At 61.8% G+C, this 24993-nt stretch carries 24 protein-coding genes and 2 tRNA genes; 13 read left to right on the forward strand and 13 right to left on the reverse strand.

Annotated features, from left to right (window positions below; genetic code table 11):
* Positions 1-100: 100 nt before the first annotated feature.
* The 9 genes from FKB36_RS02055 to FKB36_RS02095 all read right to left on the reverse strand — a co-directional run bounded on the left by FKB36_RS02055 (position 101) and on the right by FKB36_RS02095 (position 7535).
* Complete coding sequence (locus tag FKB36_RS02055; protein WP_261596361.1) at positions 101-1288, reverse strand: MFS transporter; 1188 nt, start codon at positions 1286-1288, stop codon at positions 101-103.
* A gap of 109 nt (positions 1289-1397) precedes the next feature.
* Positions 1398-2234 (reverse strand): hypothetical protein, encoded by an 837-nt coding sequence (locus FKB36_RS02060; protein ID WP_261596362.1) that lies wholly within the window; start codon positions 2232-2234, stop codon positions 1398-1400.
* Positions 2231-3079 carry a polymer-forming cytoskeletal protein gene (locus FKB36_RS02065; RefSeq protein WP_261596363.1) on the reverse strand — a complete coding sequence of 283 codons (849 nt, stop codon included), beginning with the start codon at positions 3077-3079 and terminating at the stop codon, positions 2231-2233. Before FKB36_RS02065 ends, FKB36_RS02060 begins: the two co-directional genes overlap by 4 nt.
* Positions 3080-3095: 16 nt before the next feature.
* The gene (locus tag FKB36_RS02070; protein ID WP_261596364.1) at positions 3096-4331 is read right to left on the reverse strand and encodes a 2,3-bisphosphoglycerate-independent phosphoglycerate mutase; all 1236 of its coding nucleotides are present in this window, start codon (positions 4329-4331) and stop codon (positions 3096-3098) included.
* Positions 4332-4358: 27 nt separating this feature from the next.
* Positions 4359-4823: a hypothetical protein gene (locus FKB36_RS02075; RefSeq protein WP_261596365.1), complete on the reverse strand. Its 465-nt coding sequence runs from the start codon at positions 4821-4823 to the stop codon at positions 4359-4361.
* Positions 4824-4955: 132 nt separating this feature from the next.
* Positions 4956-5549 carry a 30S ribosomal protein S3ae gene (locus tag FKB36_RS02080; protein ID WP_261596366.1) on the reverse strand — a complete coding sequence of 198 codons (594 nt, stop codon included), beginning with the start codon at positions 5547-5549 and terminating at the stop codon, positions 4956-4958.
* A gap of 31 nt (positions 5550-5580) precedes the next feature.
* Entirely contained in the window at positions 5581-5856 is a 276-nt protein-coding gene (locus FKB36_RS02085) for a KEOPS complex subunit Pcc1 (protein WP_261596367.1), read from the reverse strand.
* Positions 5853-7070, reverse strand: coding sequence for a DHHA1 domain-containing protein (locus FKB36_RS02090; protein ID WP_261596368.1), 1218 nt, complete (start codon positions 7068-7070; stop codon positions 5853-5855). The genes FKB36_RS02085 and FKB36_RS02090 overlap by 4 nt, the downstream gene beginning before the upstream one ends.
* Positions 7071-7076: 6 nt before the next feature.
* On the reverse strand, positions 7077-7535 hold the full coding sequence (locus tag FKB36_RS02095) for a 30S ribosomal protein S15 (protein WP_261596369.1): 459 nt from the start codon (positions 7533-7535) through the stop codon (positions 7077-7079).
* Between the two features lie 453 nt (positions 7536-7988).
* Here FKB36_RS02095 and FKB36_RS02100 point away from each other — a divergent pair, with 453 nt between their 5' ends.
* Entirely contained in the window at positions 7989-10274 is a 2286-nt protein-coding gene (locus FKB36_RS02100; RefSeq protein ID WP_261596370.1) for a PAS domain S-box protein, read from the forward strand.
* A gap of 34 nt (positions 10275-10308) precedes the next feature.
* Positions 10309-10379, forward strand: a tRNA-Gly gene (locus FKB36_RS02105).
* 41 nt (positions 10380-10420) lie between these two features.
* Here the strand turns inward: FKB36_RS02105 and FKB36_RS02110 are convergent.
* Complete coding sequence (locus tag FKB36_RS02110; protein ID WP_261596371.1) at positions 10421-11209, reverse strand: V4R domain-containing protein; 789 nt, start codon at positions 11207-11209, stop codon at positions 10421-10423.
* 81 nt (positions 11210-11290) lie between these two features.
* On the opposite strand from FKB36_RS02110, the gene FKB36_RS02115 reads away from it, so the two are divergent.
* The 5 genes from FKB36_RS02115 to FKB36_RS02135 all read left to right on the forward strand — a co-directional run bounded on the left by FKB36_RS02115 (position 11291) and on the right by FKB36_RS02135 (position 16103).
* Positions 11291-12505, forward strand: coding sequence for an FprA family A-type flavoprotein (locus FKB36_RS02115; protein ID WP_261596372.1), 1215 nt, complete (start codon positions 11291-11293; stop codon positions 12503-12505).
* A 259-nt stretch (positions 12506-12764) separates the two neighbouring features.
* Positions 12765-13823: a lysylphosphatidylglycerol synthase transmembrane domain-containing protein gene (locus FKB36_RS02120; protein ID WP_261596373.1), complete on the forward strand. Its 1059-nt coding sequence runs from the start codon at positions 12765-12767 to the stop codon at positions 13821-13823.
* 101 nt (positions 13824-13924) lie between these two features.
* The gene (locus FKB36_RS02125) at positions 13925-14602 is read left to right on the forward strand and encodes a DUF5612 domain-containing protein (RefSeq protein ID WP_261596374.1); all 678 of its coding nucleotides are present in this window, start codon (positions 13925-13927) and stop codon (positions 14600-14602) included.
* Positions 14602-15174 carry an L-threonylcarbamoyladenylate synthase gene (locus FKB36_RS02130; RefSeq protein ID WP_261596375.1) on the forward strand — a complete coding sequence of 191 codons (573 nt, stop codon included), beginning with the start codon at positions 14602-14604 and terminating at the stop codon, positions 15172-15174. Before FKB36_RS02125 ends, FKB36_RS02130 begins: the two co-directional genes overlap by 1 nt.
* A gap of 2 nt (positions 15175-15176) precedes the next feature.
* A complete protein-coding gene (locus FKB36_RS02135; RefSeq protein WP_261596376.1) occupies positions 15177-16103 on the forward strand; it encodes a DNA polymerase subunit beta in 927 nt (308 codons plus the stop codon).
* Here the strand turns inward: FKB36_RS02135 and FKB36_RS02140 are convergent.
* Positions 16100-16762 carry a CRISPR-associated protein Cas4 gene (locus tag FKB36_RS02140; RefSeq protein WP_261596377.1) on the reverse strand — a complete coding sequence of 221 codons (663 nt, stop codon included), beginning with the start codon at positions 16760-16762 and terminating at the stop codon, positions 16100-16102. The two genes, FKB36_RS02135 and FKB36_RS02140, sit on opposite strands and share 4 nt — an antisense overlap.
* Before the next feature lie 119 nt (positions 16763-16881).
* Here FKB36_RS02140 and FKB36_RS02145 point away from each other — a divergent pair, with 119 nt between their 5' ends.
* The gene (locus tag FKB36_RS02145; protein ID WP_261596378.1) at positions 16882-17178 is read left to right on the forward strand and encodes a DUF3467 domain-containing protein; all 297 of its coding nucleotides are present in this window, start codon (positions 16882-16884) and stop codon (positions 17176-17178) included.
* A 76-nt stretch (positions 17179-17254) separates the two neighbouring features.
* Positions 17255-17326 (forward strand) — tRNA-Thr (locus tag FKB36_RS02150).
* Between the two features lie 712 nt (positions 17327-18038).
* Here the strand turns inward: FKB36_RS02150 and FKB36_RS02155 are convergent.
* Positions 18039-18647: a hypothetical protein gene (locus tag FKB36_RS02155; RefSeq protein ID WP_261596379.1), complete on the reverse strand. Its 609-nt coding sequence runs from the start codon at positions 18645-18647 to the stop codon at positions 18039-18041.
* A gap of 352 nt (positions 18648-18999) precedes the next feature.
* Here FKB36_RS02155 and FKB36_RS02160 point away from each other — a divergent pair, with 352 nt between their 5' ends.
* On the forward strand, positions 19000-19191 hold the full coding sequence (locus FKB36_RS02160) for a hypothetical protein (protein WP_261596380.1): 192 nt from the start codon (positions 19000-19002) through the stop codon (positions 19189-19191).
* An 11-nt stretch (positions 19192-19202) separates the two neighbouring features.
* Here FKB36_RS02160 and FKB36_RS02165 read toward each other — a convergent pair whose 3' ends face one another.
* On the reverse strand, positions 19203-19868 hold the full coding sequence (locus tag FKB36_RS02165) for a dihydrofolate reductase family protein (RefSeq protein ID WP_261596381.1): 666 nt from the start codon (positions 19866-19868) through the stop codon (positions 19203-19205).
* A gap of 112 nt (positions 19869-19980) precedes the next feature.
* Here FKB36_RS02165 and FKB36_RS02170 point away from each other — a divergent pair, with 112 nt between their 5' ends.
* The 3 genes from FKB36_RS02170 (at position 19981) to FKB36_RS02180 (ending at position 24895) form a co-directional block, all read left to right on the forward strand.
* Positions 19981-21183 carry a deoxyguanosinetriphosphate triphosphohydrolase family protein gene (locus FKB36_RS02170; protein ID WP_261596382.1) on the forward strand — a complete coding sequence of 401 codons (1203 nt, stop codon included), beginning with the start codon at positions 19981-19983 and terminating at the stop codon, positions 21181-21183.
* Between the two features lie 134 nt (positions 21184-21317).
* Positions 21318-21659: a DUF7490 domain-containing protein gene (locus FKB36_RS02175; protein ID WP_261596383.1), complete on the forward strand. Its 342-nt coding sequence runs from the start codon at positions 21318-21320 to the stop codon at positions 21657-21659.
* A 101-nt stretch (positions 21660-21760) separates the two neighbouring features.
* Complete coding sequence (locus FKB36_RS02180) at positions 21761-24895, forward strand: DEAD/DEAH box helicase (protein WP_261596384.1); 3135 nt, start codon at positions 21761-21763, stop codon at positions 24893-24895.
* Positions 24896-24993: the final 98 nt, after the last annotated feature.

Here is a 24993-nt window from a genome sequence, read left to right on the forward strand (position 1 = left end):
TCACCGTTTTCACTCGGAAGTGTGAACGCTTCCCGGCATCGGAGGTGTATCGAGCCTCACTCACCGGTAGCGCGGAAAGGCGGTGCGGGGTGAGAGTCGCCTACGCCTGGCCTGATCTGCCGGCGGCCGTGCGGGCGCTCCTCTGCATCATCACCGCGAAGATCACGGTTCCGAGGAGGCTTACCGCGCCGCCAACGTAGAAGACGGCGTCGATGCCGATATAGTCCATGAAGACGCCTCCCATCAGCGGTGCGATGATCATGCCTATCCCGAAGACGGTGTTGTAGGCGCCCATCGATGTCCCCATCCCGATAGTCCGGCCCGCGTCGACCGTCAGGGCCATGATGGCCGGCTGCTGGATGGCCCCGCCGATGCCGACGACGGAGGTGATCACGAGTAGGGGCAGAAACGATCCCGACAATGGGATCGCAGCGATCGCCAGCGCCGTTATCGCCGAACCTACGACGATCAGGACGACTTTGTCCCCGGCGTCGGTGATCTTCCCCACCGGGACCTGGAGAAGCGCCATCAGGAAGGTGTTCGCGGAGAGGACGACGCCCACCTCGAAGGGGGTGATCGCGATGAGCGGGCCGAAGACCGGGATGAAGACCATCATGCCTCCGCGCCCGAGGGCGCTGATGAAGGAGAAGACCATGACCCCCCGCATCACCGGCAGCCTGAAGATCTCCCGGAGCGGGACGGCATCCCCTTCCGGAACCGTGAACGTGCTGCTTTTTGCCTCGGGAAGAGAGACGCCGACGAGGAGGGTGGCGAACGCCGAGAGGGCGGCCATGACGTAGAAGACCGAATCCAACCCGAACGCATCGTTCAGGAACCCGCCGAGCAGCGGCCCCATCCCCATGCCGAGGAACATCGAGATGGAGAAGTTCCCCATATGGCTCCCCTCCCTCCCCTTCTCCGAGAGGTCGGCGACGTAGGCCATGGCTATCGGGACGACCATGGCCGAGGCGATCCCGTGGGCGAAGCGGACCGCCGTGAGTGAGTAGACGCTGTCGGCGACGATGTATGCAAGCGAGAGGACGGCGTAAGCGAACATGCCGATGAGGATGATCCATTTCCTCCCCCGGCGGTCTGATATCCGGCCGATGATGGGCATGAAGACCGAGCGGGAGAGTGAGAAGGCCGAGAAGATGATGCCGAGCCAGATGCCGGTCGCGCCCAGGTTCTCTGCGTAGATCGGGAGCAGCGGGCTGACGATGCCGAGCCCGAGCATGGTGGCGAAGACGGAGATGAATAAGACGTTATAGATGCGTTTAGCGGTGTTCATGCGGGTTACACTCGATAAGGATCAGGTCCCGGGGATCGGGTCCGTTGGTCTGTTCTACAGTTGCGGGGAAAAAAGTTGGCGACACTGCGGCATATATATTGGGCCGCAATCATCTCCGTTGCGCGACGCAGCACCACCGGTCGTAGAGCGGATCGCGGCGGTTCTCGAAGACCTCGGTCGTTCTCCCCTCCCGCGTGCACCACTCCTCCACCCTTGCCGCCTCCTCATCTGTGCCGACGGTGATCAGCGTCTCATCGGTGAGGGCGAGGAGGTTCGCGACGATCGCTCTCCAGAGGGCCGTATTGTAGGAGTAGATCTCCCCGACCATGAAGGCCGTGCCGAGGGGCACCGGAGCAACGTAGCGGGACGCTTCCCGCGCGTCGATGCACATGGTGTCGGGGGGGGCGAGGCGTCCTTTCGAGAGGCCGAGCGCGAGGAGCGCGGGGTCGTTGTCGTAGGCGAGCGCCCGCACCCCTCCCGCCCGGAGGGCCGCGGTGCCGACCCCCGACCCGCAGCAGCAGTCGAGGCAGGGAGTTCCCGCACGGTCGCCCCAGACCTCGTCGAGGAGGTCGCGGATCTTCCCCTGGCGATCGGGGCGCAGGTCTTCGAGGGCGGGGAAGGTGGTCTTCGAGAGTTCCGCACTATAATACTCGCGGACCGCCGAGAGCCATCCCTCCCGGCTCTCCTGGTAGATGTCGCCGCCGACCGCCTCGAAGCACTTGATGGCGGCGAGCGTCGGCTCCCGGAAGAGGAACGAGGCGGCGTGCCACCCCTCCTCGTCGTGGAGGGCGAGAGCAATCGGCTCCTCCTCCTCGTCGACCAGCAGCCGGGCCTCGTCGGGTGTAGCCTGGAGCAGCAGGATCGTGCATGCGTCTGCCGTCAGTTCCGCAAACGACGGTTCGACCAGCCGACATCCTTCGACATCGAGGATCTCTGCAATCTTCATGCCGCTCGCCTCTCGATCTTCATGCCGCCCGGCGCCCGGATGACCCCGTCCACGCGCGCGTCCTCGTGCAGGGTGAGGCGTTTGCAGGAGACGTTCCCGAGGATATGCGCCTCCTGCTCGATCGTCACGTCGCCGTCGCTCTGGACGTCGCCGTGGACGACCGTACCACTCGCGACACTCGCATCTTCGCGCGCATGGAGGCTCCCGAAGACCGTCGTCCCCTCCCGGACGGCGATCGAGCCGGCACGGATGTTCCCGTGCAGGCGGCACCCCGCCCCGACGGCCATCTTCTCCGGGACGGAGAACGTCTGCATGTTGAGGACGGCGCCGGACGGGATCATCAGCGGCGTGGCATAGGGAGTCTCGTCATCGCCGAAGAGTTTTTCGAGGACGGAGTTTAGTTCTTCTTCCTTCTCGATCCCGAGGACGGCCACCAGGTACATCATGATGTAGATGATGACCGGCATCGGGTTCCGTATGGAGATCCAGCCTTTCGCCTCGAACCCGCGCTCTATCTGGACGTTGTCGCCGATATCGAGGTCGCCCTTGACGACCAGTTTGCCCAGGATCCTCACCCCTTCGCCGAGGTAGGCGTCCTCCTCGACGACGACGTCCCCGGCGATCTCGCACCAGTTGTCTATTCTGGCGTCGCCATTCGCAACGATGTTGCCGTTGATCTTGCTGAATTCACAGACCACGACGTCGTTACCGAGGAGGCCGTAATCGATCCGGCACCGTTCGCCGATGACGATGTCCTGCTCGGTCTTGAGCGTCCTCTCCTGGAGCTCGGTGTTGTCCGGGAGGGTGCAGCCCTTGATCCAGTCGTGATCTCCTGTTGATTCCATTTACCTGGTATAATCTTCATGCGCCATACTTATGACTCTTATTAATTAGATCCAGGATGATCGGCATGAGGTCGCGGCCGCGGATACGGTGCAGCCCCCCCTCCGCGCACGAGACCTCGTCGAACCGGTTCGTCCGGTCGACCCGGACGCCGGGGCCCCTGATGACGACGGGGACCGGGTCGGCGCTGTGGTCTTTGACCGAGCAGGGCGTGCTGTGGTCGGCGCAGACGACGATCAGGGTGCTCTCGAGATCGAGCAGCGGCGCGAGAGCCTTATCGATCACCTCGATGAAGTCGCGTTTCTGGATCCCTTTGCCGTCGTGGCCGGCCTCGTCTGCGCCCTTGATGTTCATCAGCACGAAGTCCTTTCGGCCGAGTTCCCCTATCGCCGCCCTCACCTTGGCATCGAGATCGGAGTCGACCGATCCGGTCGTCCCCGGCACCGGGATGTGTTCGAGCCCCACGGCCTTCCCGATCCCGGAGATGAGGGTGGCCGCCGAGATGACGCTCCCGGAGATCCCGTAGCGCTCGGAGAACTGCGGAAACGAGCCCATGTTCCCGGCTCCCCGGATAAGGAGGAGATTTCCCGGCGGGAGCCCTTCCTTCACCCGCCGGACGTTCAACGGGTGGTTCTGGAGTATCTCGCCGGACTGGCGGATGAACTCGTTGCAGGCAGCGGCGGTCTTTGCATCCGCCGGGTCGGCGGTGCACGGCCGGACCGTGAGCGGTCGCACCCCCTCCTTCTTCGGATCGTTCGAGGAGACCTTATCGCCGAGCCCCTCCCCGACGAGGGCGAGAGCCGCCCGGTGGCCGGCGCCCGCCTCGAACCTGAACCCGACGCCGAGTTCCGAGAGGTCGACGCCGTCCCGGACGGCCTCTGCAAGCGGTTCCGTCCCGGAGATCCGGCCGGCCCGGCGGTCGGTGACGAGGCCGGCCGCGTCCACGGTGGCGAAGTTGCACCGGAACCCGATCATCCCGGCGGTCATGTGGATGCCGGTTCCTTCGGCTTCGAGCGGGCCGCGGCCGGTGTAGAACTCCCGCGGCGGGTAGCCGAGCAGGGCGAGGTGGGAGGTGTCGGACCCGGGCCGTATCCCGGGCGCGACGGTATCCATGATCCCGGATATGCCTTCAGCGACGATCCGATCAAGAACCGGAGTCCGTGCAGCGGCAAGCGGGGTCAATCCACCCAGCGCTTCACAGGGGCGGTCGGAGATCCCGTCCAGTACCAGGAAGAGAACCTTCTCAGCAATCATCGAGAACAGATGCGATCCAGAACCTGATTATTCTTCCCGGTGAGCGGTGGTGTCCCGGGTTGCCGGGCAGCCCGTCCCCTTCTGGACGAGTGCCAGGCACCGCTCGATCCGGAGAAACGCCTCCGTCGCGAGGGTCTCGCTCCTCTCGCGGCACTCCTCGGCGCACCCGAGCATGATGAGGATGTTGGCCGTCTTGATCGTCTCGGCCGCGAGGCACCGGAGTTCTCCGGCGAGTTCTTCGCCGAGGACGGTTCTCATCTCGCATGCGGTGTTGTAGATCTGGTGCGAGCACCGCTCAAGCATCGCGTTCGAGGAGAGGACCAGGGCGTTGCCGCTCTCCTTCTCCCTGAGTTCGTCCCATTCCCGGCGGAACCGGACGATCATCCTCATGACGATCCCCCGTGTCACCATCTCTCGTTCATCGAAGTCCCGGTGATCGAGCGAGACCCCGCTGATCCGCCGGACCTTCACCTGCTGCCCTTCTGCCGCCATCGCCGTCACCTCTCTTGTATTCCGGCGGAGGTATACCCCGTCATAGGGCATATACCCTTCGTGCCGTTCCCCTCCGGTGTTTGATGGGGCGCGAAAGGCACGGAGGTTTTAAAAAAAGCGAGCAGTTGAGCCTTATACGGCTGCAACCTGCTCGAGTTTGGACTTGGTGATCTCGACCCGGCGGATCGGGTAGATCGTCTTGACGACCTTGAAGATGTCCCGGGCCATGTCGCCGGAGACGATCTCCTTGACCAGGGTCTCGAAGTCGCTTTCGGCTGCCTTGGCGGCGAGAGCCTGGGAGATCGCCTGCCGCACGGCGTGGACCTGGCTCTGCTCGGCCCTCGATAGGGTGAGACAGACGACCGTCACCCGCAGGAGTTTCTTGTCCTTGCTGACAACCGGGTGGATGGTGTCGATGCGGGATGCCCGCCGCTTGACCATCGACCGGAGGTAGTCCCGGGTCACTTCGTGCCCGACGAACTCGGTGTACGCGGCGTCGCCGGCCACGTTGTTGATCTTGAATCTCATCTTGATGTGGGACTTCGAGTAGTCCTGCACGACTTCGCCGAGCGTCGCGGTCATGACGCGGCCGACCATGTTCTCGGGGTCGGCGGAGATGGCGTCGCCGATCTCGGTCTTGCCGAAGGCATCGGGTACGTAGACACGGTACCACTTCTTGGCCTTCCAGCCCTCGAGCCTTCTTCCAACCTGTTTCTTCTTTGCCATGGTATCACTTCTCTCTGTTATTATCGCTTTTTTATCCGTTTGATCCTGATTCCACTCCGGAGCTCCCTCTCTCGCTCTCCCGCCGTTCTGAGGCGGCGGTGCATACGTCCTCCGCTATCGCCAGGTTCATGAGGTAGTCGTCCACCGACGCGGTGATCGACCGGAGCCTGGTCCCCTCGATCTCGGCCCGCACCCCGCCCTCGGTCGCGGTTGTCCGGATCAGGGTGAGGTTGTCGGGTTCGAGTGCCGCGGCCACGCATTCGGGGTGGCCGTGCGGCGTCTCGATGGCGCCCTCGATCCGGATCATGCGGGAACCGCCTCCAGGAGCGTCTGCCTGAACCGGTCGACCTGGTCGACGGCGATCCGGCCGCCGGCACGACGGCGGTGTCCGCCGCCCCGGCCGCCGCACGCTTCCGCGACCGTTCGCATCACCGCGTCGAGGTCGAGGTCGATCCCCGGCGGGCAGCGTGCCGAGACGGAACAGTGGTCGCCGCTCATGCCGATGACGAAGACGGGGCCGTTCTGGACGAGGTCGTTTGCAAGCGCGTCCGCGACGTCGCTCGCGACTCCCCCGTCGTCCACGCTGAAGAGGGCGACGCGCTCGTCGAGACGGCGCGCCCCCTGGATGCCGGCGACGACCGCCTGCCGGTAGCGGGCGGTTATCTCCCAGGCGTCCTGGACTGCGTGGCTCGAGCGGAGACAGAGCGATGCGCCGATATCCCCGTTCCCGGCCTTGCCGCAGGCATCGACGACGGTGGCGAGATTCAGGGCCTCGTCGATCACCTCGCGGCCGAGGCTGTAGGTGGTACCCCAGATCCCCGAGAGCGCGGAGACCGAGGCGTTCGGGGCGGCCGTGAGGACGACCCGGGTGAGGAGCGACTCGGTGTCCAGGTCGTCCTCGTCGGTGACTTCCGCGACGAGCGCCCTCGCCGCGTCGGGAACTCCCGAGAACCCCGTGAGGTAGGGGTCGACGGCGAGCGCGAGCTGCTCGACGAGCCCTCGTCCCGGGAGGCGGAGGCCGCGGCGGGGGGTTATGAACCCGTTCGCGATGCCGTCGTTCACGATCTCTCGGTTCGGGCCGTCGAGCGGCTGGCCGTCCCCGATGATACCGAGGAGCGCGAGCCCCACGAGATCCCGGTTGTCTCCCATATGCTGGGCGACGATGTAGGCTGTTCCGGCCGCCGAGAGGTTCCGGTCGCCGTCGATCCCGGCGAGGTGCGGGTTGACGTGATAGTCTCCCTCGAAGCGGGGCAGGTGGTGGTCCACCACCATGACGTCGCCGGGGAGGTCCGTGAGTGCCGATCCGAAGTCGCAGAGAAGCACGCTGCCGTCGCCGGGGAGGTCGGCCGTGGTGATGCCGGGGCGGATCCTCAGCCGGAACCGTCCGCCCTTGCGGAACATGGCGTGGCAGAGGATGGATGCGGCGGCTATACCGTCGGCATCGTGGTGCGCCAGCACCTCCACGAACTCCTGCTTGAGCAGGCGGTCGGCCAGGCTTGCAGCAGCGGCGTCAAGCGACATGGATCATCAGCGGGTGAGCAGGATCTCCGCGGTCTCCGGTTTGTATGTCCAGCCTTCCGGCATCCGTCCGGACTTGACGTAGTACTTGACCAGTCTGCGCACCTTGGACTCGGCGATCTGCAGCTGCCGCACGTTGTGCACGTCTTTCTTGTTCTCCACCAGGTGTTTCCTGATCCCGAGCGCTTTCTGCATCAGGTTCCGGAGATCCTCGGGGATCTCGGATTCAAGCCCCTTCTCGCGAAGGATCTCGTTTATGCGCTTGCCGGTAGCGAGCTTGACGTCGGGTACGGCGTACCGGTCCCGCAGCACAAGGCCGATCTGGCTGGTCGACATGCCGTCTTTACGGAGATCGACGATGATCTTCTCGATCTCTGCTTTGTCCGTGTTGGACCACTCGGGTGCCTCCTTACGGTAGGGCCGGACGGAACTGCTGGTTCCGCGACGCCGAGCGTACATTCTTGCCATTCATGCACCTCCGATAGATATACTATGTTAAGTCCAGAAAAGAGTCCTTTTACTGACTAATCTCTGTAATCCCGAGCCCTTGCGGGCAGTGCTTCCGGGAGCACGTCGGACTTACCACAGCCAGCACGTGATCGTGCTGCATCATATTCTCCGGGAAGAATCTTAAGGGTATCGGAGGTGTCCCGCCCCGGAACGGAACCTGCAGGATCGCACCCCTCCTGACTCAATGATGCCCACCCCGTCGGGCTCCACCCCACTCATATCCCGGTCCCTCCTCGTTTTGAGGTTGCCGTCCCGGTACCCGGATACAGCTGTCATCGATCGTGCCGCATTTTCACGAGATTTCTAGAGATCCGGGAAAAGAAGTTCGTTATACCGGAAAACCCTGATCCGGTGTTTTCCGGTGAGGAATAATTTGAGAATGTTTATTATACCCACGGTAGCATTTGTTCTATGCAAGGAGGATCCCCGGGATCTCGTCCCCCTCGTGCGTTCACAAAAAAGCGTCTTCTTGACGCCAGCATCATCATCTCTGCTCTGGTTGCCCTGAGCGCCGCACTGTACTGTTTCTCCATCGGATTCTTCATCATCGTCCCGCACCTCTTCTACATCCCGATTATTCTTGTGGCCTACCAGTATCCGAAGCGGGCCGTTGTGTTTGTCGGCGTGCTCGCTGCCGGCTACTTTGCGGAGGTGTTGTTCTTCTCCCCGGGCAATGGGATAGAGATCGCAAACGCCCTGCTCCGCATCATGATTTTCTTCATTGTCGCTATCGTCATATCGAACCTCTCCAGCCGCCTGCAGGTTCGCGAGAGTCGGTACCGGGGGATCTTTGAGACGTCAGGGGCGGGCATCTTCCTCTTCTCGCCCCGGACCGGAGAGGTCGAGGAGATGAACCAGCAATGCGCTGCGATGCTCGGGTATTCGGAAAATGAGGGTCTGTCGCTTAAAGTGCCCACGATCTGGCCCGGGTATACCGGACTCACCGGAGCCCTTGAGGCGGGCAGGCTCGATGGCCTGGACTGTAACCTCGTTGCCCGGGATGGAACGTCATCTGCAGTGCTCCTCTCGGCAAATCTTCTCCCCGATCAACAGGAGGGCTGTGTGGTGGTCACCGGAACGGCGGAACTGAAGCGGATGGAGAATCACCTCCGCCGTTCAGAGGAGACGCTCCGGGTCATCCTCGACACCACCGATGTCGGGATCCTTCTGACCGATCCGGGCAGGGTGATCGTGGATGTGAATGCGGCCGCGATTCGGTTTTTCGGTGGGGCGGGCCGGGAGGATCTGATTGGGCTAAACCCGTATGATCTGGTTGTCGAGAGGGATCGGGAGGCCTGGGTAGCCTACCAGGAACGCGCCCTGCACGGGGAGGCGCATGTCTCTGGAGAGTGCATGTTCTACAGGCTCGACAGCCCCGAATGGCCCGCGGAGATCACGATTACCCACTTCGCACAGGACGGAACTGCCCCGGGAAGGCTGGTTATCTCGCTCCGGGATATCACCGAACGGCGTCGGGCGGAGAAGGAGATGCGGGAGGAAAACCGGCGTCTTTTCATCACGAACGAAGTTATAGCCGCAGCCGCCGCGTCCCATCGCCTTGACGATCTCCTCCCAGCCACGCTGGAAAAGGCTCTGGCGTTGCTGAATCTCGATATCGGTGCCGTACACCTGATGTACCCGGGGGACGATCTTGCGCGCCTGCGTGCCTCTGTGGGTACGGAGAACTTCCCGCTCAGCGTGCAGCGGGATGAACCGCCCTACCGGCATGTGCTCGTCGACGGAGAGGCCCGATTCGTCGACCGGTTCCGCGAGAGATACCCGGGGCATGACAATCCTGGTATCCAGTCGTTTGCGGCGGTCCCCATCCCGGGCGATGCCGGGCCGGTGGGGTGCATCACTGCCGCGAGCAGGATACGGGAGACGATCCCGGAGAGCGAGCGCCTGATCCTTGCGGCAATCGGTGAAGAGCTCGGCAACGCGGTCGTGAAAGGGATGCTCCACGAGGATATCGAGGCGGCGCTCGCGTCCGCCAACCGTTACCTCGGCGAGGCGAATGCCGCGACCGAGGCGGCAAACCTCTACGTGGATATCCTCATGCACGATATCAACAATGCAAACACCGCGGCGATGGGCTACCTGCAGATGGCCCTCGAGTCGACAGGCGAACCGCCCCGTGATATCGTCAGGAAGTCGTTTGCCGCCATCTACCAGAGCAACGAGATCATCAGGAACGTCAGCACGATCCGAAAGCTGAAGATTGAACCGGCCTCGCTTCGCCCGGTGCGCCTTGATCCCGTTATCCGGGGGATGCGCAACTACTACGTCGATACCAGCATCACCTGGGAGGGGCCGGATGCAACGGTTCTCGCCGACGACCTCATCGGCGAGGTCTTCACGAACCTCATCGGCAACGCCGCGAAGTTCGGGGGGGCGGGCGTGGAGATCACCATCAGCGCCCGGGAGGAAGGGGATGCGGTCCTGGTGACGGTTGCGGACACCGGCCCGGGGATCCCCGACGCCCTCAAACCGCACATCTTTGAGCGCTACCAGCGCGGAGAGACGAGGAAGAGCGGGAAGGGCCTCGGCCTCTACATCGTCTGGATGCTCGTCGACCGCTACGGGGGGAGCATCCTCGTCGGCGACCGGGTCTCCGGTCGTCCCGGGGAGGGAGCGGCCTTCATGCTCACCCTGCCCCGTTACCACCCTGCTGTGGCTGCGGGTGAGCCGAATGATTAATCTCCTCCCGGGTCAACGTGTACTGGTACCAGGTGCGATAGTAGTCTAGCGGTAGGACAGGGGCTTCCCAAGCCTCTAGCCCGGGTTCGATTCCCGGCTATCGCATGCCGTTTTTTTCTCGTCTTTCTCCCGGTTGGACGACGCTCTTATTCGTCGACGACGATCTCGAACCGGCAGTGATCGGACCCCATCGAGTAACACCGGGTCTCGACCGCTTCTGCCTGCCGGCCGTAGTGGCGGGAGAAGAGCGCCCGGAGGATGCCCGAGTCGAACGCACACGCGGGCTTTCCCGTCACCGGCAGGTCGACGCATTCGAAGCAGTCGTAGACGAGGAGGACGAGCGGCTCCGTCTCCGCGACCTCGGTCCTTCCCAGACGGTGCTCTTCCCAGAACCGGGCGATATTCGTGCAGAACGCTCCCGTATCCGGGTCGGCAACCGCCGGGTAGAGTTCCTCGCCCAGCCATTCTCCGGACCGGGTGAGGAGCGGGTCGAGGAGGACTCCCTCCTGCATGAGCGCCACCCGGATCGTCCGGAACGCGAGCCGGTAGAATGCATTGGGGTCGCCGGACCCGGGCCGGTACATCCCTGCATAGGCGGCAAGGTCATCAGCCACCCGCTCCTCGGGCGAGACGCTTGCGACGAGGTCGCCGGTGAGGGAGAAGATCTTCCTCCGGGAGTCCTCCGGGTCGGGCCGCGACCCGATCACGCCCGCTGCTGCGAGGTCCTGGAGGTGCACCGAGATCGTCGATTTCGCCCGCCCTGCGAGCACGACGAGTTCTTCGAAGGTACGCTCGCGCTCCCTGAGTGCGGCGAGGATCGTACGCCGCACCGGGTTCCCGACCGCCCGCGTCCCGCCCGGTGTCGAGTAGAGATCTATCTCGTGGTCCGGCCTCGGCCTGCCTGCCTTCCCCCTGCCGGCCCCCCTCTGTTCCATAGGTACACATCGAAAGGATGATATATCAATTGTTCGGATATATTGGAACGTTCGTATTGGTACGAACAAGGTGTGATGACAATGATGGCTACGGAACTTGCCCCCGGCGTCCACTGGGTCGGGGCTATCGACTGGAATCTCCGGGAGTACCATGGCTACACCCTCCCCGGGACGACCTACAACGCCTACCTCGTCCGGGGTGAGAAGACGGCGCTCATCGACGGCGCCTACCACGGGTTCGAGGGAGAGGTCCTCGGCCGCATCGGGTCCGTCTGCGACCCCGGCACGATCGACTACATCGTCGTGAACCACATCGAGATGGACCACTCCGGCACTCTGCCCGCGTTCGTGAAGAAGATGCCCGAAGTCCCGATCTACTGCACGGAACGGGCGAAGGCCGGCCTTGCCCGCCACTACGATATCAGCGGCTGGAAGATCAAGGTCGTGAAGACCGGCGACACCCTCGATCTCGGGGGAAAGACGCTCACCTTCCTTGAGGCGCCGATGCTCCACTGGCCCGACTCGATGTTCACCTACCTCGCCGAGGATGCCATTCTCTTCCCGAACGACGCCTTCGGGCAGCATCTCGCAAGCGCCGCCCGGTTCGACGATCAGCTCGGAAAGGATGCAGCGCTTGCCCACGCGCAGAAGTTCTTTGCGAACCTGATCATCCCTCTCGCGCCGAAGGTCCTGAAGAAACTCGACGAGGTCGGGGGGCTCGGGATCGATATCAGGATGATCGCGCCGAGCCACGGCATCATCTGGCGGTCCTACGCCGGGGATATCCTCAAGGCCTACACCGACTGGAGCCGGGGCGTATCGAAGAACAAGGTCACGATCGTCTACGACACCATGCACGGCTCGACCACCATGATGGCGAAGGCGATCGCCGAGGGTGTCATGGCTGAAGGCGCCGACGTCCGGGTCTGCCTGCTGCGGGACGGGCGCTACGAAGGGACACACCGTAGCGACATCGTCACGGAGGTGCTCGACTCGAAGGCGGTCATCGTCGGGTCGCCGACGCTTCAGGACGAGGTTCTCCCCACGGTGGCGGGGTTCCTCAGTTACCTCCGCGGCCTATCGCCCGGCCGCCTTACCGCAAAGAAGATCGGGTGCGCGTTCGGGTCCCACGGTGGCATGGGCGGAGCGGTCGCTCAGGCGGAGGAAGCCCTGAAGGCGGCCGGGCTCGAGGTGATCGACGGCGGGTTCCACGTGAACTACCGACCGGACGCCGATGAGGTTGCCCGGGCATATGAACTCGGCCGGACGGTGGCGCGGGAGATCCGCGCTCGCTGATCCCGCCTCTTCGCACGCACCCTCCAGATCCCATATACACCCGGCGTGCATGAATCGCCGGGTGCCCCAATACGCCAGACAGATCGTCCCACATCCCCCCGGAAAGTTGCCGGGGGCGCATACCCTTTTTCGTCCCCTCCGTGCCGGTGCAGCAGAGACGGACCTCGTTCTCATGCGGGGGAAGGTGTAACCGTGATGAACGGCATCTACCTGCCGTGATGCCGAACCAGGAGAGCGGTCGGCCGGGAGGGGAGCGGACATGAGGCGCCGCCTCTGGATCGCGCTCTCGCTTCTGGTCAGCGGCGCAGTCCTCGCAGGCCTGCTCGCGGCGACCTTCACCCCTGAGACGCGGGCCTATCTCGGAGAGATCAGCATCGCCCCCCTTCTCCTTGCCTTCGCGCTCCGGGCAGGATCGATCTTCTGCCGGGTGGTGCGGATCGGCGTCATCTGCCGCGGCCTCGGCTACACCGTGCCGTTATCGAGCCTCGCGGTCACCCAGAGCCTCTCGCTCTTCGCCGGCTCGCTCACCCCCGGTCAGGTGGGCGGCGAACCCGTTCGGATCCACCGTCTCTCGCGTGCCGGGCTCGCCGTCGGGGACGCCGCCACCGTCGTCGTCGCGGAGCGGGTGCTCGACCTCGCGGTCTTTACCTCCCTCACCTTCACAGCCCTTCTCGCCGTCCGGCACCTCTGGGGTTACCTCGCCGCGACCGTCCTCTACCCGGTGGCGGCCTTTCTCATCCTCGTCCTCGTTCTTCTGCTCGCGCTCGTCGTCCTGGTCCGCCGCCCATCCCTTGCGAACCGGGTCATCGGCGGCGCTGCCGTCCGGGTGCTCGACCGGTGCGGCCGGAGCCGTCGCTGGCTCCGGTTCTGTCCGGGCTCGGATGGTGCGGAGAGACTCGCTGAGTGGATTGCCCGCGAGACCGAGCTCTTTGCCGCGAGTTCCTCCCGGTTTGTGAGAACCGATCCCCGGGCACTCGGCGGCGCGATCCTGGCGAGCATCATCGACTGGGTCTTCCTCTTCTCCACGGCGTCGGCGCTGCTCGTCGCTCTCAATCTCCCGCCGTCCTTTCCCGAGTCGTTCCTCTTCCAGGGCATCCTCCAGATGATCGCAGCCGTCCCGCTCATCCCCGGTGCGGCCGGGATCGCGGAACTCGGCGCTGCCACGCTGTACAGCCGGGTCGTGCCCACTTACCTCCTCGGCCTCTTCGTCGTCCTCTGGCGGCTGATTCTCTACTTCCTCAATATCCCGCTCGGCCTCCTCGCGGCGGCTCTTGCAGCGAGGGAGGAGGGAGATCCGCGGGTCGGCGAAAACCTATAACCCTTGTGAGACCAAAATCTATTCATTAGCGCGGATATGACGAAAAATGCCCTGTTCGTGAAACGATTGAAGGACGTTTCGCTATCCTGCCGGAGAGGGTCATGATCACCGATACTGAAATGTATGCCCTGAGTATCATCACCGAGAACAGGGCCGGCGTGCTTCGCGACGTGGCCACGGTGATGGCGGATTACCGGGCAAACATCCAGATGATCCAGCAGTCGATCATCACCACCGGCCCGAACACCGGGAGGGCCTACCTTTACTTTGAGTTCGAGGAGTGCGGGAACCGTCCCGAGCTCGTCGCCGACCTGGCGAAGGTGCCGTCCGTCGTCGACGTCACCACCTACCCGCCGTTCTCCCGGATATTCGGGTCGAGGGTGATCATCATCGGCGGCGGCGCGCAGGTGGCGCAGGTGGCGATGGGTGCCGTGAACGAGGCGGACCGGCACAACATCCGCGGCGAGCGGATATCGGTGGACACGATCCCGCTCGTCGGGGAGCAGAACCTGGCGCTCGCCGTCGACGCGGTGGCGCGGCTTCCTCGGGCATCGATCCTGGTGCTCGCCGGGTCGCTGATGGGCGGCGAGGTCTCGCGGGCGGTGGATCGGGTCCGGGCGGCGGGCATCCCGGTGATCGCCCTCAAGATGGCCGGGAGCGTTCCCGCACACGCCGACCTGGTCGTGACCGACCCGATCCAGGCCGGGGTCTTTGCTGTGATGCACGTCAGCGGCAAGGCCGTCTTCGATATCAACCGCGTGCGGGGTCGGGAGTTCTGATGGACCCGATCGATATGGCCGTCCGGGTGCTCTCGCGCGACGGGCTCGTCGTCTACCCCACCGAGACGGTCTACGGCCTCGGGGCGGACGCCCTCTCGGAGGACGCGGTGATGCGTGTCTACGAGGCGAAGAACCGGCCGGTGAGTAAACCGATATCGGTCGCGGTCTCGGATATGGAGATGCTCGATGCCGTCGCGGTGGTGGACGATGCTGCCCGGGCGTTCATCAAGCGGTTCCTGCCCGGCCCGGTGACGGTGGTCCTCCCGGCGAAGTCCTGCCTGCCGGAGATTCTCACGGGCGGAACCGGGCTTATTGGGGTCCGGTGGCCCGACCACGAGATCGCGCTTGCCATCATCTCAAGGCTTGATTCTCCCATCACCTCGACCAGCGCGAACATCTCGGACGATATCGCGCCGACCCGTCCCGAGGAGGTCTCCGTCCCCCATGACTACCTGGTCGACGGCGGGGAACTCCGCGGGACGCCGAGCACGGTGGTGGACCTCTCCACCCGGCGCATCCTGCGCAAGGGCGCGGAATGGGAATCGGTGGAAGCGTTCCTGGAGTCCCTGTAACCATGAACGCCATACGACTCCGTGACTTCATCGAGGACCGTGAGGGTTGCCTCTATGCGGTCTCGAACTACGACAACGCCGGGCGCATCGGGTGCATCCTCCGTTACGTCCCCGACGCGGACGGGGAGCGGACGAACCGCGCCGGCCGGCGATACCGTAAATACGATTTTGTCGAGTCTTTCGACTGGATCCGGGAGCACAGGCCCGCTTACCTGGACAACGTCCACCGGGTGCCCTGCTCCGACGTGGTCCGGGTCTACAAGCCCGAGGAAGAGATCGCCGGTGTGGCGGCCCGGAATGCCCGGGTGGCACGGCTCCTCGCTCACCTCTCCCTCCCGGCGGGCTCGTTCGGGTGCACGGGCTCGCTCCTCTGCGGCCTCGAGAACGAGGCATCGGATATCGATCTCGTGGTCTACGGCGAGACCTGGTTCGTCGCGCAGCGCCGGCTCCGTCGCCTGGTGGAGACGGGAGTGATCCCGGGGATGAGCACCGCGATGTGGCGGAAGGTCTACGATAAAAGGGTGCCCGAGATATCCTTCGACGCCTTCGTCCTGCACGAACAGCGGAAGTGGAACCGCGGCGAGTTCGAGGGGACCTACTTCGATCTCCTCTACACCCGCGCCTACGATAACCTGGACGCGGTCCCGGCCGGGAAAGGGAGGGTTCTCGGCCGGACGATGATCGAGGCGACAGTCACCGATGCGTCGCTCTCCTTCGACAGTCCGGCGGTCTACGCGGTGGATCACGACGATATATCGCGGATTCTCTCCTTCACCCACACCTACTCGGGGCAGGCGCTCGCGGGGGAGGTCGTCGAGGCGAAGGGCGTCGTGGAGGAGCACGGCGACGAGCGGTGGCTGATCGTCGGGACGACCCGCGAGGCGCAGGGCGAGTACATCGTCTCGAAGACGCTGCTCGAGAGCGTTTAGAAGAGGTCGGAGAGCCGCCGCGGCCCGGCGGTGCACCGTTCGAGGTGCGGGCACCCCTCGCAGGGCGCCCTGAGGGGGCGGGGCGGGAGTTCGCCCGCGACCACCCGTTTTGCCGCCCGGATCGCCCTGATCATCACGCGCCGGTCCCGGGGCTGCGGTTCGACGTAGCGGCAGACGCCGCTTGCGACGTACTCGACGTAGCCGCCGGCGACGGGGCTGCCCAGGGTCTCGGTGAGGCAGGCAACGTAGCAGGCGATCCGGAGCCGGTCGGTGCCGTAGGCTCCGGCTTTCGGGGCGGGGCTCGACCGGGCGATGGCGAACGTGCCGTCCTCGAAGATCTTATCGATCCTCCCCCGGATGCCGAGGGTGTCGGACTCGACGGCGAGGTCGGTCTGGACGGGTCGCTGCCAGGCGGTCTCGCGGCAGGCGGTGATGCACTCCTCGAAGAGTTCTTCTACGTCCTCCGGTGCTTCGGGGAGGACGCAGAGGATCTCCTGCCAGATCTGATCGGCCTCCAGGAGCTCCCCGAGGTGCATGGAGACCTGTTTGCAGACGGTGTAGCGCGGCAACTCCGGGTGCTCCTCCGAGCGCTCGAAGTAGTAGCGCCGGGGGCAGGTGTGGCAGGCGACGACGCCGGATACCGGGATGTAGTCGGTCATGCGTGGGGTTTCCGTTTGAGAGGAAGTACGTTCTCCCGCTATTTAGGGGGTATGCTCCGCACCGGCGGCGAGCCGGCCAAGACCAACTCTTATGCCGGAGCGGGTCATAGAAGATGGGTATGGCAAACCGCGAGATATCGGTCAACATCCCCGGCAATCTCGACCCGGTCTACTCCAACCGCATCCAGATCGCCTACAAGGAGGACGAGTTCACGTTCCTCTTCCTGCACGAGATCCCCGGCATGAACCAGGCGCGAGGGAAGGCAATCGTCTCGATCAGTCCCCGGCACGCGAAGAACCTGGTGGAGGTGCTCACGAAGAGCGTCGCCGATTACGAGCAGAAGTTTGGGAAGATTACCTCCCCCGGGGCCGCCGCAGAGCAGGAGAGCAACGTCACCATCCGGGGGTACTCCTGAACGGGGCCGGGCCGGCGGACCCCCCCCGGCGGGTGATACCTTTTTAATTCCGGACGTACAATGTTGTAAGGCAGTTGCCGCTGTGGCTTAGTGGTATAGCGGCTGATTCGTAATCAGCAGGCCGGGGGTTCGAATCCCTCCAGCGGCTCTTCTTCATTTTCAATTTTAGTTGTCCCTTTAAGACTTTTATCGGTCTAAAACGGTTTAAACTCCTGATTATCTTGTTGCGCATTGATAACATCATCAGAGGCCTGTTTGAATGGCTTAAACTCTTTAAATTTCTCCATCTCTGTTATCAAAATCAGGCCATAATCAGTTCTATAGCTATGTACTGCTTGCCTATCAGGCGGCGCTCCCTGTTCCGAGGTAGCCTGCTACCATATGGCGCGACATATTTCCTGTTTTGGTCGCATCTGTTTAAAGGTGATTTGAGTTACAAATTCTATAATTCAGCATAGGGGGTGGGGTTATTAACTCGTCTAACATGCCAAAACCAATAGTTTTTGTTAAATCATAACTAGATTAGCCCGCATACCGGGCGCCAAATTCGCTTTTTTCACCACGGTTCGCGGTCACGATATGGGTTGACCTAGGACTCCGTGAGATGATGCCTCAAGATAGTTGATGATGAAGTTGTCCCAAAACGCTGTTACCGGGAGGGAGTGTCCCCCTCCCGGACCCTCCCCCGAGTGGCGATATCTAACGGGAAGCCGTTTCATTCCCCTGGCTCAGGATGTGGCTCAGATGGCGGATACCTGAGAATTAAGGGCTCCAGTTAGGGTATACCGAAGGTTCACAGATCTTTTTGGGATGACCTCTGTCATAAGAACTTCGCCGTTCTGCACGTCATACCGAGCTTTTCAGAACAACCACTCCCAGATCCTCATCCTGTAGTACTTATTTATACTGATATTGGGCTCCTCGTCGAGCATCCGGCTCACCCGCGTCTTCATCTTATACGATTTCTTAACCTTCAGGAACGTCTTGCTGAAGAGCGTATTGGAGGACATCACCTGGTTGAGGTAACTGTACTGCTCCTTTATCGACTCCAGCTTCAGGCCGGCCGAAATATCGTCGCAGTCCTTCGATCCCACATCCCGAAACGTATGACAGTCCCGTATGAAGTCCGTGAAGATCTTCACCCCCTGCTCATTCCTGTTCATGGTCGCGGTCAGGTTCAGTATCTTATCGGAGAATGAGATCACGAAGATCAGGAAACCGAGAAACGCAATCACGTTTCTTGTGTCCTGCTGATCATGGAAGGGAAGCGACAGTGAAATCAGAATGTCCGGATCTACGATGCTCAAGAACGCGATGGATGCCGAGAATAGCAGAATGGCTAATGACAGGCTGGTAGAGATCCATTTATATTTTCTATATTGGTACGCACAGATCTCCCTGGACAGACCGGCCTTGTCCGCTAAATTGTTAACCTCGTTAATGCAGTCTTCTACGGTTTTCCCGCTCATTGAAGTTCCTCGCAGTTGCAATTAATCGTCGACGAATACGTTTTTGATTCTTTCAGGTGCACTCTATCTGGAATCAGTATACAGAGGCGTAACGGCAAATCCTGCTGAGAAAAAACTGTGTAAACAAGCGGTGGGATCGATACCTCCGCCGGGAAGAAGCAGGCAGTGTTTTGACATCGTCTGGTCATGTACAGAGAACAATTAATCGGATATATACGTTTCGGAACACCGTTTGCTCTGAATCGTTCTGGAAACGGTTATCCGCCGCACCGGGCCCGGCAGAGTTCGACCTCGACCGGCAAACAGCCAAAAAACGGATAACCGATCCTCGCCCACGTCTATTCCGAGAACCATGGGAAACGACACCGGCACACTGGCAATCGCCATCTCCCTCCTCGGCGTCGCGTTCGTGCTGCATTTCTCGGCGGCACCATACTACTTCATCGGCTCGGCGCCGACGGGGTTCGGCACCGGGACGCTCGGCCTGCTCATCTGCGTCCTCGGGGTAATCCTCGCCGGTCTTGCCGCTGCGAGAAAGGAGTGAAGGCCGACCCCTCACTTCTTCACGGCGTAGACCAGATGCACCGTCCCCTGCTCCATCGGCACGGCCTTCTGGAGTTCGAGCGTCGTCCGCCCCCCGGCCCGGCCGAAGAGTTTCTTCTCTCCTTCACCGGCGATGACTGGATAGACGATCAGGCTGATCGTGTCCGCGATCCCTTCCCGGATCAGGACGTCGTTTAAGTCGGGGCCGGAGTCCGAGACCACCCGCGTGATCCCGAACCGTTCCCCGAGTTCCCGGAGAGCCCCCTGGAGGTCTACCCTCTCGCTCCCGCACCGGATGAACGGGTAACCCCGCGTGCGGAGGTAGTCGAGATAGTCCACCGGCGTCGCCTCCGAGACGAGGACGACGACGTCTTTCGTGTGCTCCATGTTCCGGTAGAAGTGGAGCAGATCTTTGAGTATGCCCCTGCTGTCGACGAGGATAAAGATGGGGCGTGGATCGTCCGGCCGGACCTCGGGCCGGTGCCGGTCGGCCTCCGTCTCAGGCTCGTTGATATCCATGAAGAGCTCGATCCCGGTCTTTGCCGTAGCCGAACCCGCGAGGACCGCGCCCGCCTCGAAGGCCAGGAGCGCACCGTAGTGCAACCCGAGATCGACCTCAAAGCCTCGTACCGCGTGATCCAGGCTCACGCTGTTGTGGATGATGACTTCCGGACGCATGCAGGATGGATACGCGCGTCCGGGATATAGCCTGCGCGGGTCCGCGCCCCTCTGGCCGATACAGAAAGCCCTATCCCCTTCCCCGGCCGAGAACACTTCACTGGATGATACCATGGAGATCCCGCCCCATATCGCCGACCGGATGGCCCGGAGGATGGCCGACCGCGAATCGCTCCTCTCGCCCCGGGCGACCCGGAACGCCGATTACCTCAGGCGGTCCGGCCGCAAACCCGAGGACCCGGTCATCCGGCCGCCGTTCTTCCGGGACGCCGACCGGATCGTCCACTCGAAGGCCTACTCGCGCTACATCGACAAGACCCAGGTCTTCTACCTCGTCGAGAACGACCACATCACCCACCGCGTCCTCCACGTTCAGCTCGTCTCGAAGATTGCAAGGACGATCGGGCGTGCCCTCGGCCTGAACGAGGACCTGATCGAGGCGATCGCCCTCGGCCACGACATCGGGCACGTGCCCTACGGCCACCTCGGGGAGAAGTTCCTCGACGAGCTCTGCGCCGAGCACGGGCTCGGGGGGTTCCGGCACAACGTCCAGAGCGTCCGGTTCCTCGACGTCGTCGAGGACTGCGACCTCACGCTTCAGGTGCTGGATGGGATCCTCTGCCACAACGGCGAGGTCCACGACCAGAGCCTCGTGGTCGAGGGCGAGGCCAACTGGGACTCGTTCGCGGAGAAACTGCGAAAGATCGAGAACGGGACCGACGCCCTCCCCCTCACCGCCGAGGGGTGCGTGGTGCGGATCGCCGACAGCATCTCCTACCTCGGCCGGGACCTTGCGGACGCCCTCGAGGTCGAGGTGATTGGCGATGACGACCTCGCGGAGTTCCCCGGGAACTGCATGCACCTCTTCGGTATCGCCGGACGCAACAGGGAAGCGTTCTCCGATATCAACCATAAAGTGCTCGACGTCCTGATCCGCGACATCGTCTCCGGGAGTTGCGATGCCGACTGCATCTCGTTCTCGGCGGAGGCGTCGGCCTCTGTCGCGGCCTTCAAGGAGTTCAACATGCGCCACATCTACAACAACGAACGGCTTATCAAGAGCCAGACGAAGATCCGGTTCATGTTCCGCTACCTCTTCGACCGCATCCTCGAGGATATCGAGAACGCCCGGATGGACTCGCCGGTCTATCCTGACCTGATCGACGCCCCGTGGGCATCCCGCCCCTACGTCGATGCCGCGGCGCCGGCGGAGATTGCGCGGGATTTCATCGCCGGGATGACCGACCGCTACTTCGAGTGGGTCTTCCAGCAGAGCATCCTCCCGGAGCGGGTCCGGTCGCGGTACCGGGGGTAGTGAGCCCGTGAACGGCATCTGGAAAGGGAAATTTCTGCTACCACCTCGACATTTTCGAGGATTCCATGTTAAACCGATAGATGTAGTCTGATGGATTATACACAATTATATGGTCCTCCGGGCAATTTCTACGTATGAGCAGGCAAATCTTCATTCTCGGCCTGGTTGCGGCGCTTGTCCTGGCAGCCGGTTGCATGGGGCTTGGCGGTCCCAACCCGAAGGTCGTGGAGGACTCAATGGTCCCGGATATCAGTCTCTCCAAAGGGCTTGGATATACCGTGAACGCGATGATACAGAACGATGGAGCCGAAGGCGACGTCACCGTGACGATGAAATTGATCGACAAGGAGAAAGGTTTTGTCCGGGATGAGGCATCGACGGTGATCTCCATCCCCTCAGGGGAGACAAAGAAGGTCAGCCTCACGCTGGACGGGGATCTCGGCCGGGATTACGATTACAGGATCGAACTGAGCTGAACTGACCCATCTCCCAGAATGGGAGACCCCCCTCCCCGGCCCGATACGGTGAGGCCGGAGGACACCGGAGCCATTTTTAACCCTTCTCCCAAATGGGAAGTATGGAACTGTTCCCGGGGATCTACGAGCAGGTGATCAGCGAATACCTTGCATCGAAACTCTCCGGCCCTGAAGGAGAAGGGAGGGTTTTTAAAGACCCTCTTGCACGTTTTGATCCGCAGACCGCCCTCTCACGATATCTCTCGAAGATTCTCAGAACGGCTCTTATCTCTGCTGATGAGGCAGGGGCCTCGATTGAAGAGCAGGTCCTGATCTGCAACCGCCTCATCGAACACCTCAGTAGCGAACTACAGGACAAGACTCTTGAACAGTGTAAGATCACGCCAGAAGCAAAGGTCTTGCTCGCCCTTGTAGATCGTGATCACCTCCCTGCACTTAAGGTCGCTGCACCCATCCGCCCCGAGACCTCTATCGCGCAGAGCAGCCTATTCACCGGGTCTCCTGGAGAGCCCGGGCTTGTGGATGAACTGAGAAAGGAGATCCGGACCGCCGATCGTGTCGATCTCCTCATCTCGTTCATCAAGTGGAGCGGGCTTCGCCTGATTCTCGATGACTTGAAAGAGTTTGTCAAGCACGGCCAGCTTCGGGTGATCACGACCTCGTACACCGGGGCAACCGACATCAAGGCGGTGGAGGCCCTTTCCTCCCTTCGGAACACCACCGTCCGGATATCCTACGATACCGACAGAACTCGACTTCACGCGAAGACCTACACATTCCATCGGAACAACGGCTTCTCCACATCGTATATCGGGTCATCTAATCTCTCGAACCCCGCGATAACGAGCGGCCTTGAATGGAATGTCAAGATCACTGAGCAGGACTCATATGATATCACCCGGAGGATCGAGAAGACGTTTGAGACCTACTGGGAAGACCCCGAGTTCGTCGAATACACGCCGGAGAGCCGGGAGCGGTTGCAGCGTGCACTCTCAAAGGAGAGGCGGAGCGAGATAGACCTCCGCCCGGTCTTCGACATCAAACCCTACTATTACCAGAAAGAGATCCTCGAGCGGCTCAAGGCAGAGCGGGAGTTGCACAACAACTACAAGAACCTCATCGTTGCTGCAACCGGGACGGGGAAGACGGTCATATCTGCGTTTGATTACAGGGGCCTCATCCAGAGGCCTGGAGATTACCCGCGGCTGCTCTTCGTTGCTCACCGTGAGGAGATCCTGAAACAGAGCATCCAGGTCTTCCGGGGGGTTCTCAAAGATCAGAACTTCGGGGATCTCCTAGTCGGAGGGAGCGAACCTGCGCAGATTGAACACCTGTTCACCTCAATCCAGAGCCTGAACAGCAGAAACCTCCCGGAGATCACGCCTTCCGACTATTATGACATGATCATCATCGACGAGTTCCATCATGCCGCTGCACCTTCATACCGGAAGGTGCTCACCCACTACACCCCGAAGGTTCTCCTCGGGCTCACCGCAACACCGGAGCGCATGGACAACCTGAACATCCTTGAATACTTCAACGATAAGATCTCTGCTGAGATCCGGCTCCCCGAGGCGATCAACCGGAAATTGCTCGCCCCATTCCATTACTTCGGTGTCACCGATGTTGTAGACCTTGATACCGTGCCCTGGAAGCGGGGGACCTACGATCCCGCCGAACTCTCCAGGATCTACACCGGGAGTCAGGAGCGGGCGGATCTGATCATCAGGGCTGTGCAGGACTACACAACTGATCTCCACGATATCATCGGGCTCGGGTTCTGTGTCTCCGTTGAGCACGCTGAGTACATGGCTGCAGCATTCCAGGAGGCCGGTATCCCTGCAGCCTGCCTTCACAGCGGGAGTTCTCGGGATGAGCGTTCTACCATCCGGAACCGATTGGTCGCTCGGGAGATCCACTTCATCTTCGTCGTCGACCTCTACAATGAAGGCGTCGATATCCCGGAGGTGAACACCATCCTCTTCCTGCGCCCCACCGAGAGTCTCACGGTCTTTATCCAGCAGTTTGGACGGGGACTCCGCCTCTCGGATGGGAAAGAGTGCCTGACAGTCCTTGACTTTGTTGGAAGTCACAACAAAAACTTCCCGTTCGGTGAGAGGGTTGCAGCGCTTCTCTCTCCTGGTGGGAGAACTCTGGTAGAACAGGTCTCTCGCGACTCCTATTCGCTCCCGAAGGGTTGTTATATCCACTTCGAGGAGAAAGCCCGGGAGAGGGTTCTTGAAAACATCAGGGCAAATATAGCGAATAGGGCCACGCTCATCCGCAAGATCCGTTCGTTTGAAGATGAGACCGGCGAACCTCTCACGTTCAAAAGATTTCTCCAGCGTTACAGCCTGCGGCCTCGTGATATATATCGAAGGGGTACGTTCTGTTCATTGGCCGCAGAGGCCGGTGTATATCCGGAAGTTTACGCGGATGAACGTCTCTTTCCCAGGACTGCCGCAATCAGGCTGGCGACACTGAATTCGCCGAAAGCGATCCGCTTCATCAGGGCCGTGCTCTCCAGGTCCTGTGATTACCCGCCACCAACCCTCTCGGAGCGCGAGAAGAACATACTGGCCCTGTTCCATTACTCGCTCAACGACACACCTCTTCGTGACAAGAATACGAGTATTGAAGAGATCTTCTCCGATCTCTTTGCGTATGATGAAATCCGGCACGAGATCTGCGATCTCCTGGAGTATAACGAGGCAGATATTAGGTTCCTCCCGAGATCTCTCAACCTCGGTTTCGAGAACGCCCTCGAACTCCACTCTACGTACACCCGGGCTCAGGCATTTGCAGCACTTGGCCACTATACTCTGACCCGGAGACCGGCAGGGGGCAGCCGGGAGGGGGTTGTGTACCTGGAGGATAAGATGGCCGACGTCTTCCTGGTCACCCTGAACAAGACCGAAGAGCACTACTCGCCCACAACGATGTATAAAGACTACGCGGTCAACGAGACCCTCTTCCACTGGCAGTCTCAGAGCACCACTTCTGCGTCATCGCCGACCGGCAGGCGCTACATCGAGCATGAACAACAGGGGAGCAAGGTCCTCCTCTTCGTCCGCGAGTACAACAAGGTCGACGGTGTCACACAGCCGTATATCTTCCTCGGGCCCGCCCGGTACCTCTCCCACGAAGGGAGCCGGCCGATGAGTATCACCTGGGAACTCGACCACCCGATGCCGCCGGGCTTCTTCCTGAAGGCGAACAAGATGGTGGTCGGCTAGTCCCGTCGAAACCTACATCCTATCCAACATCAGATCATGAAGGAATGAACTGCTGCCGGCACAGAAGGAGCGTGCTGCCATTCTGACGAACCCACGCT

It is taken from the genome of Methanoculleus formosensis (assembly GCF_025384765.1).
GTDB classification, from domain to species: Archaea; Halobacteriota; Methanomicrobia; order Methanomicrobiales; family Methanoculleaceae; genus Methanoculleus; species Methanoculleus formosensis.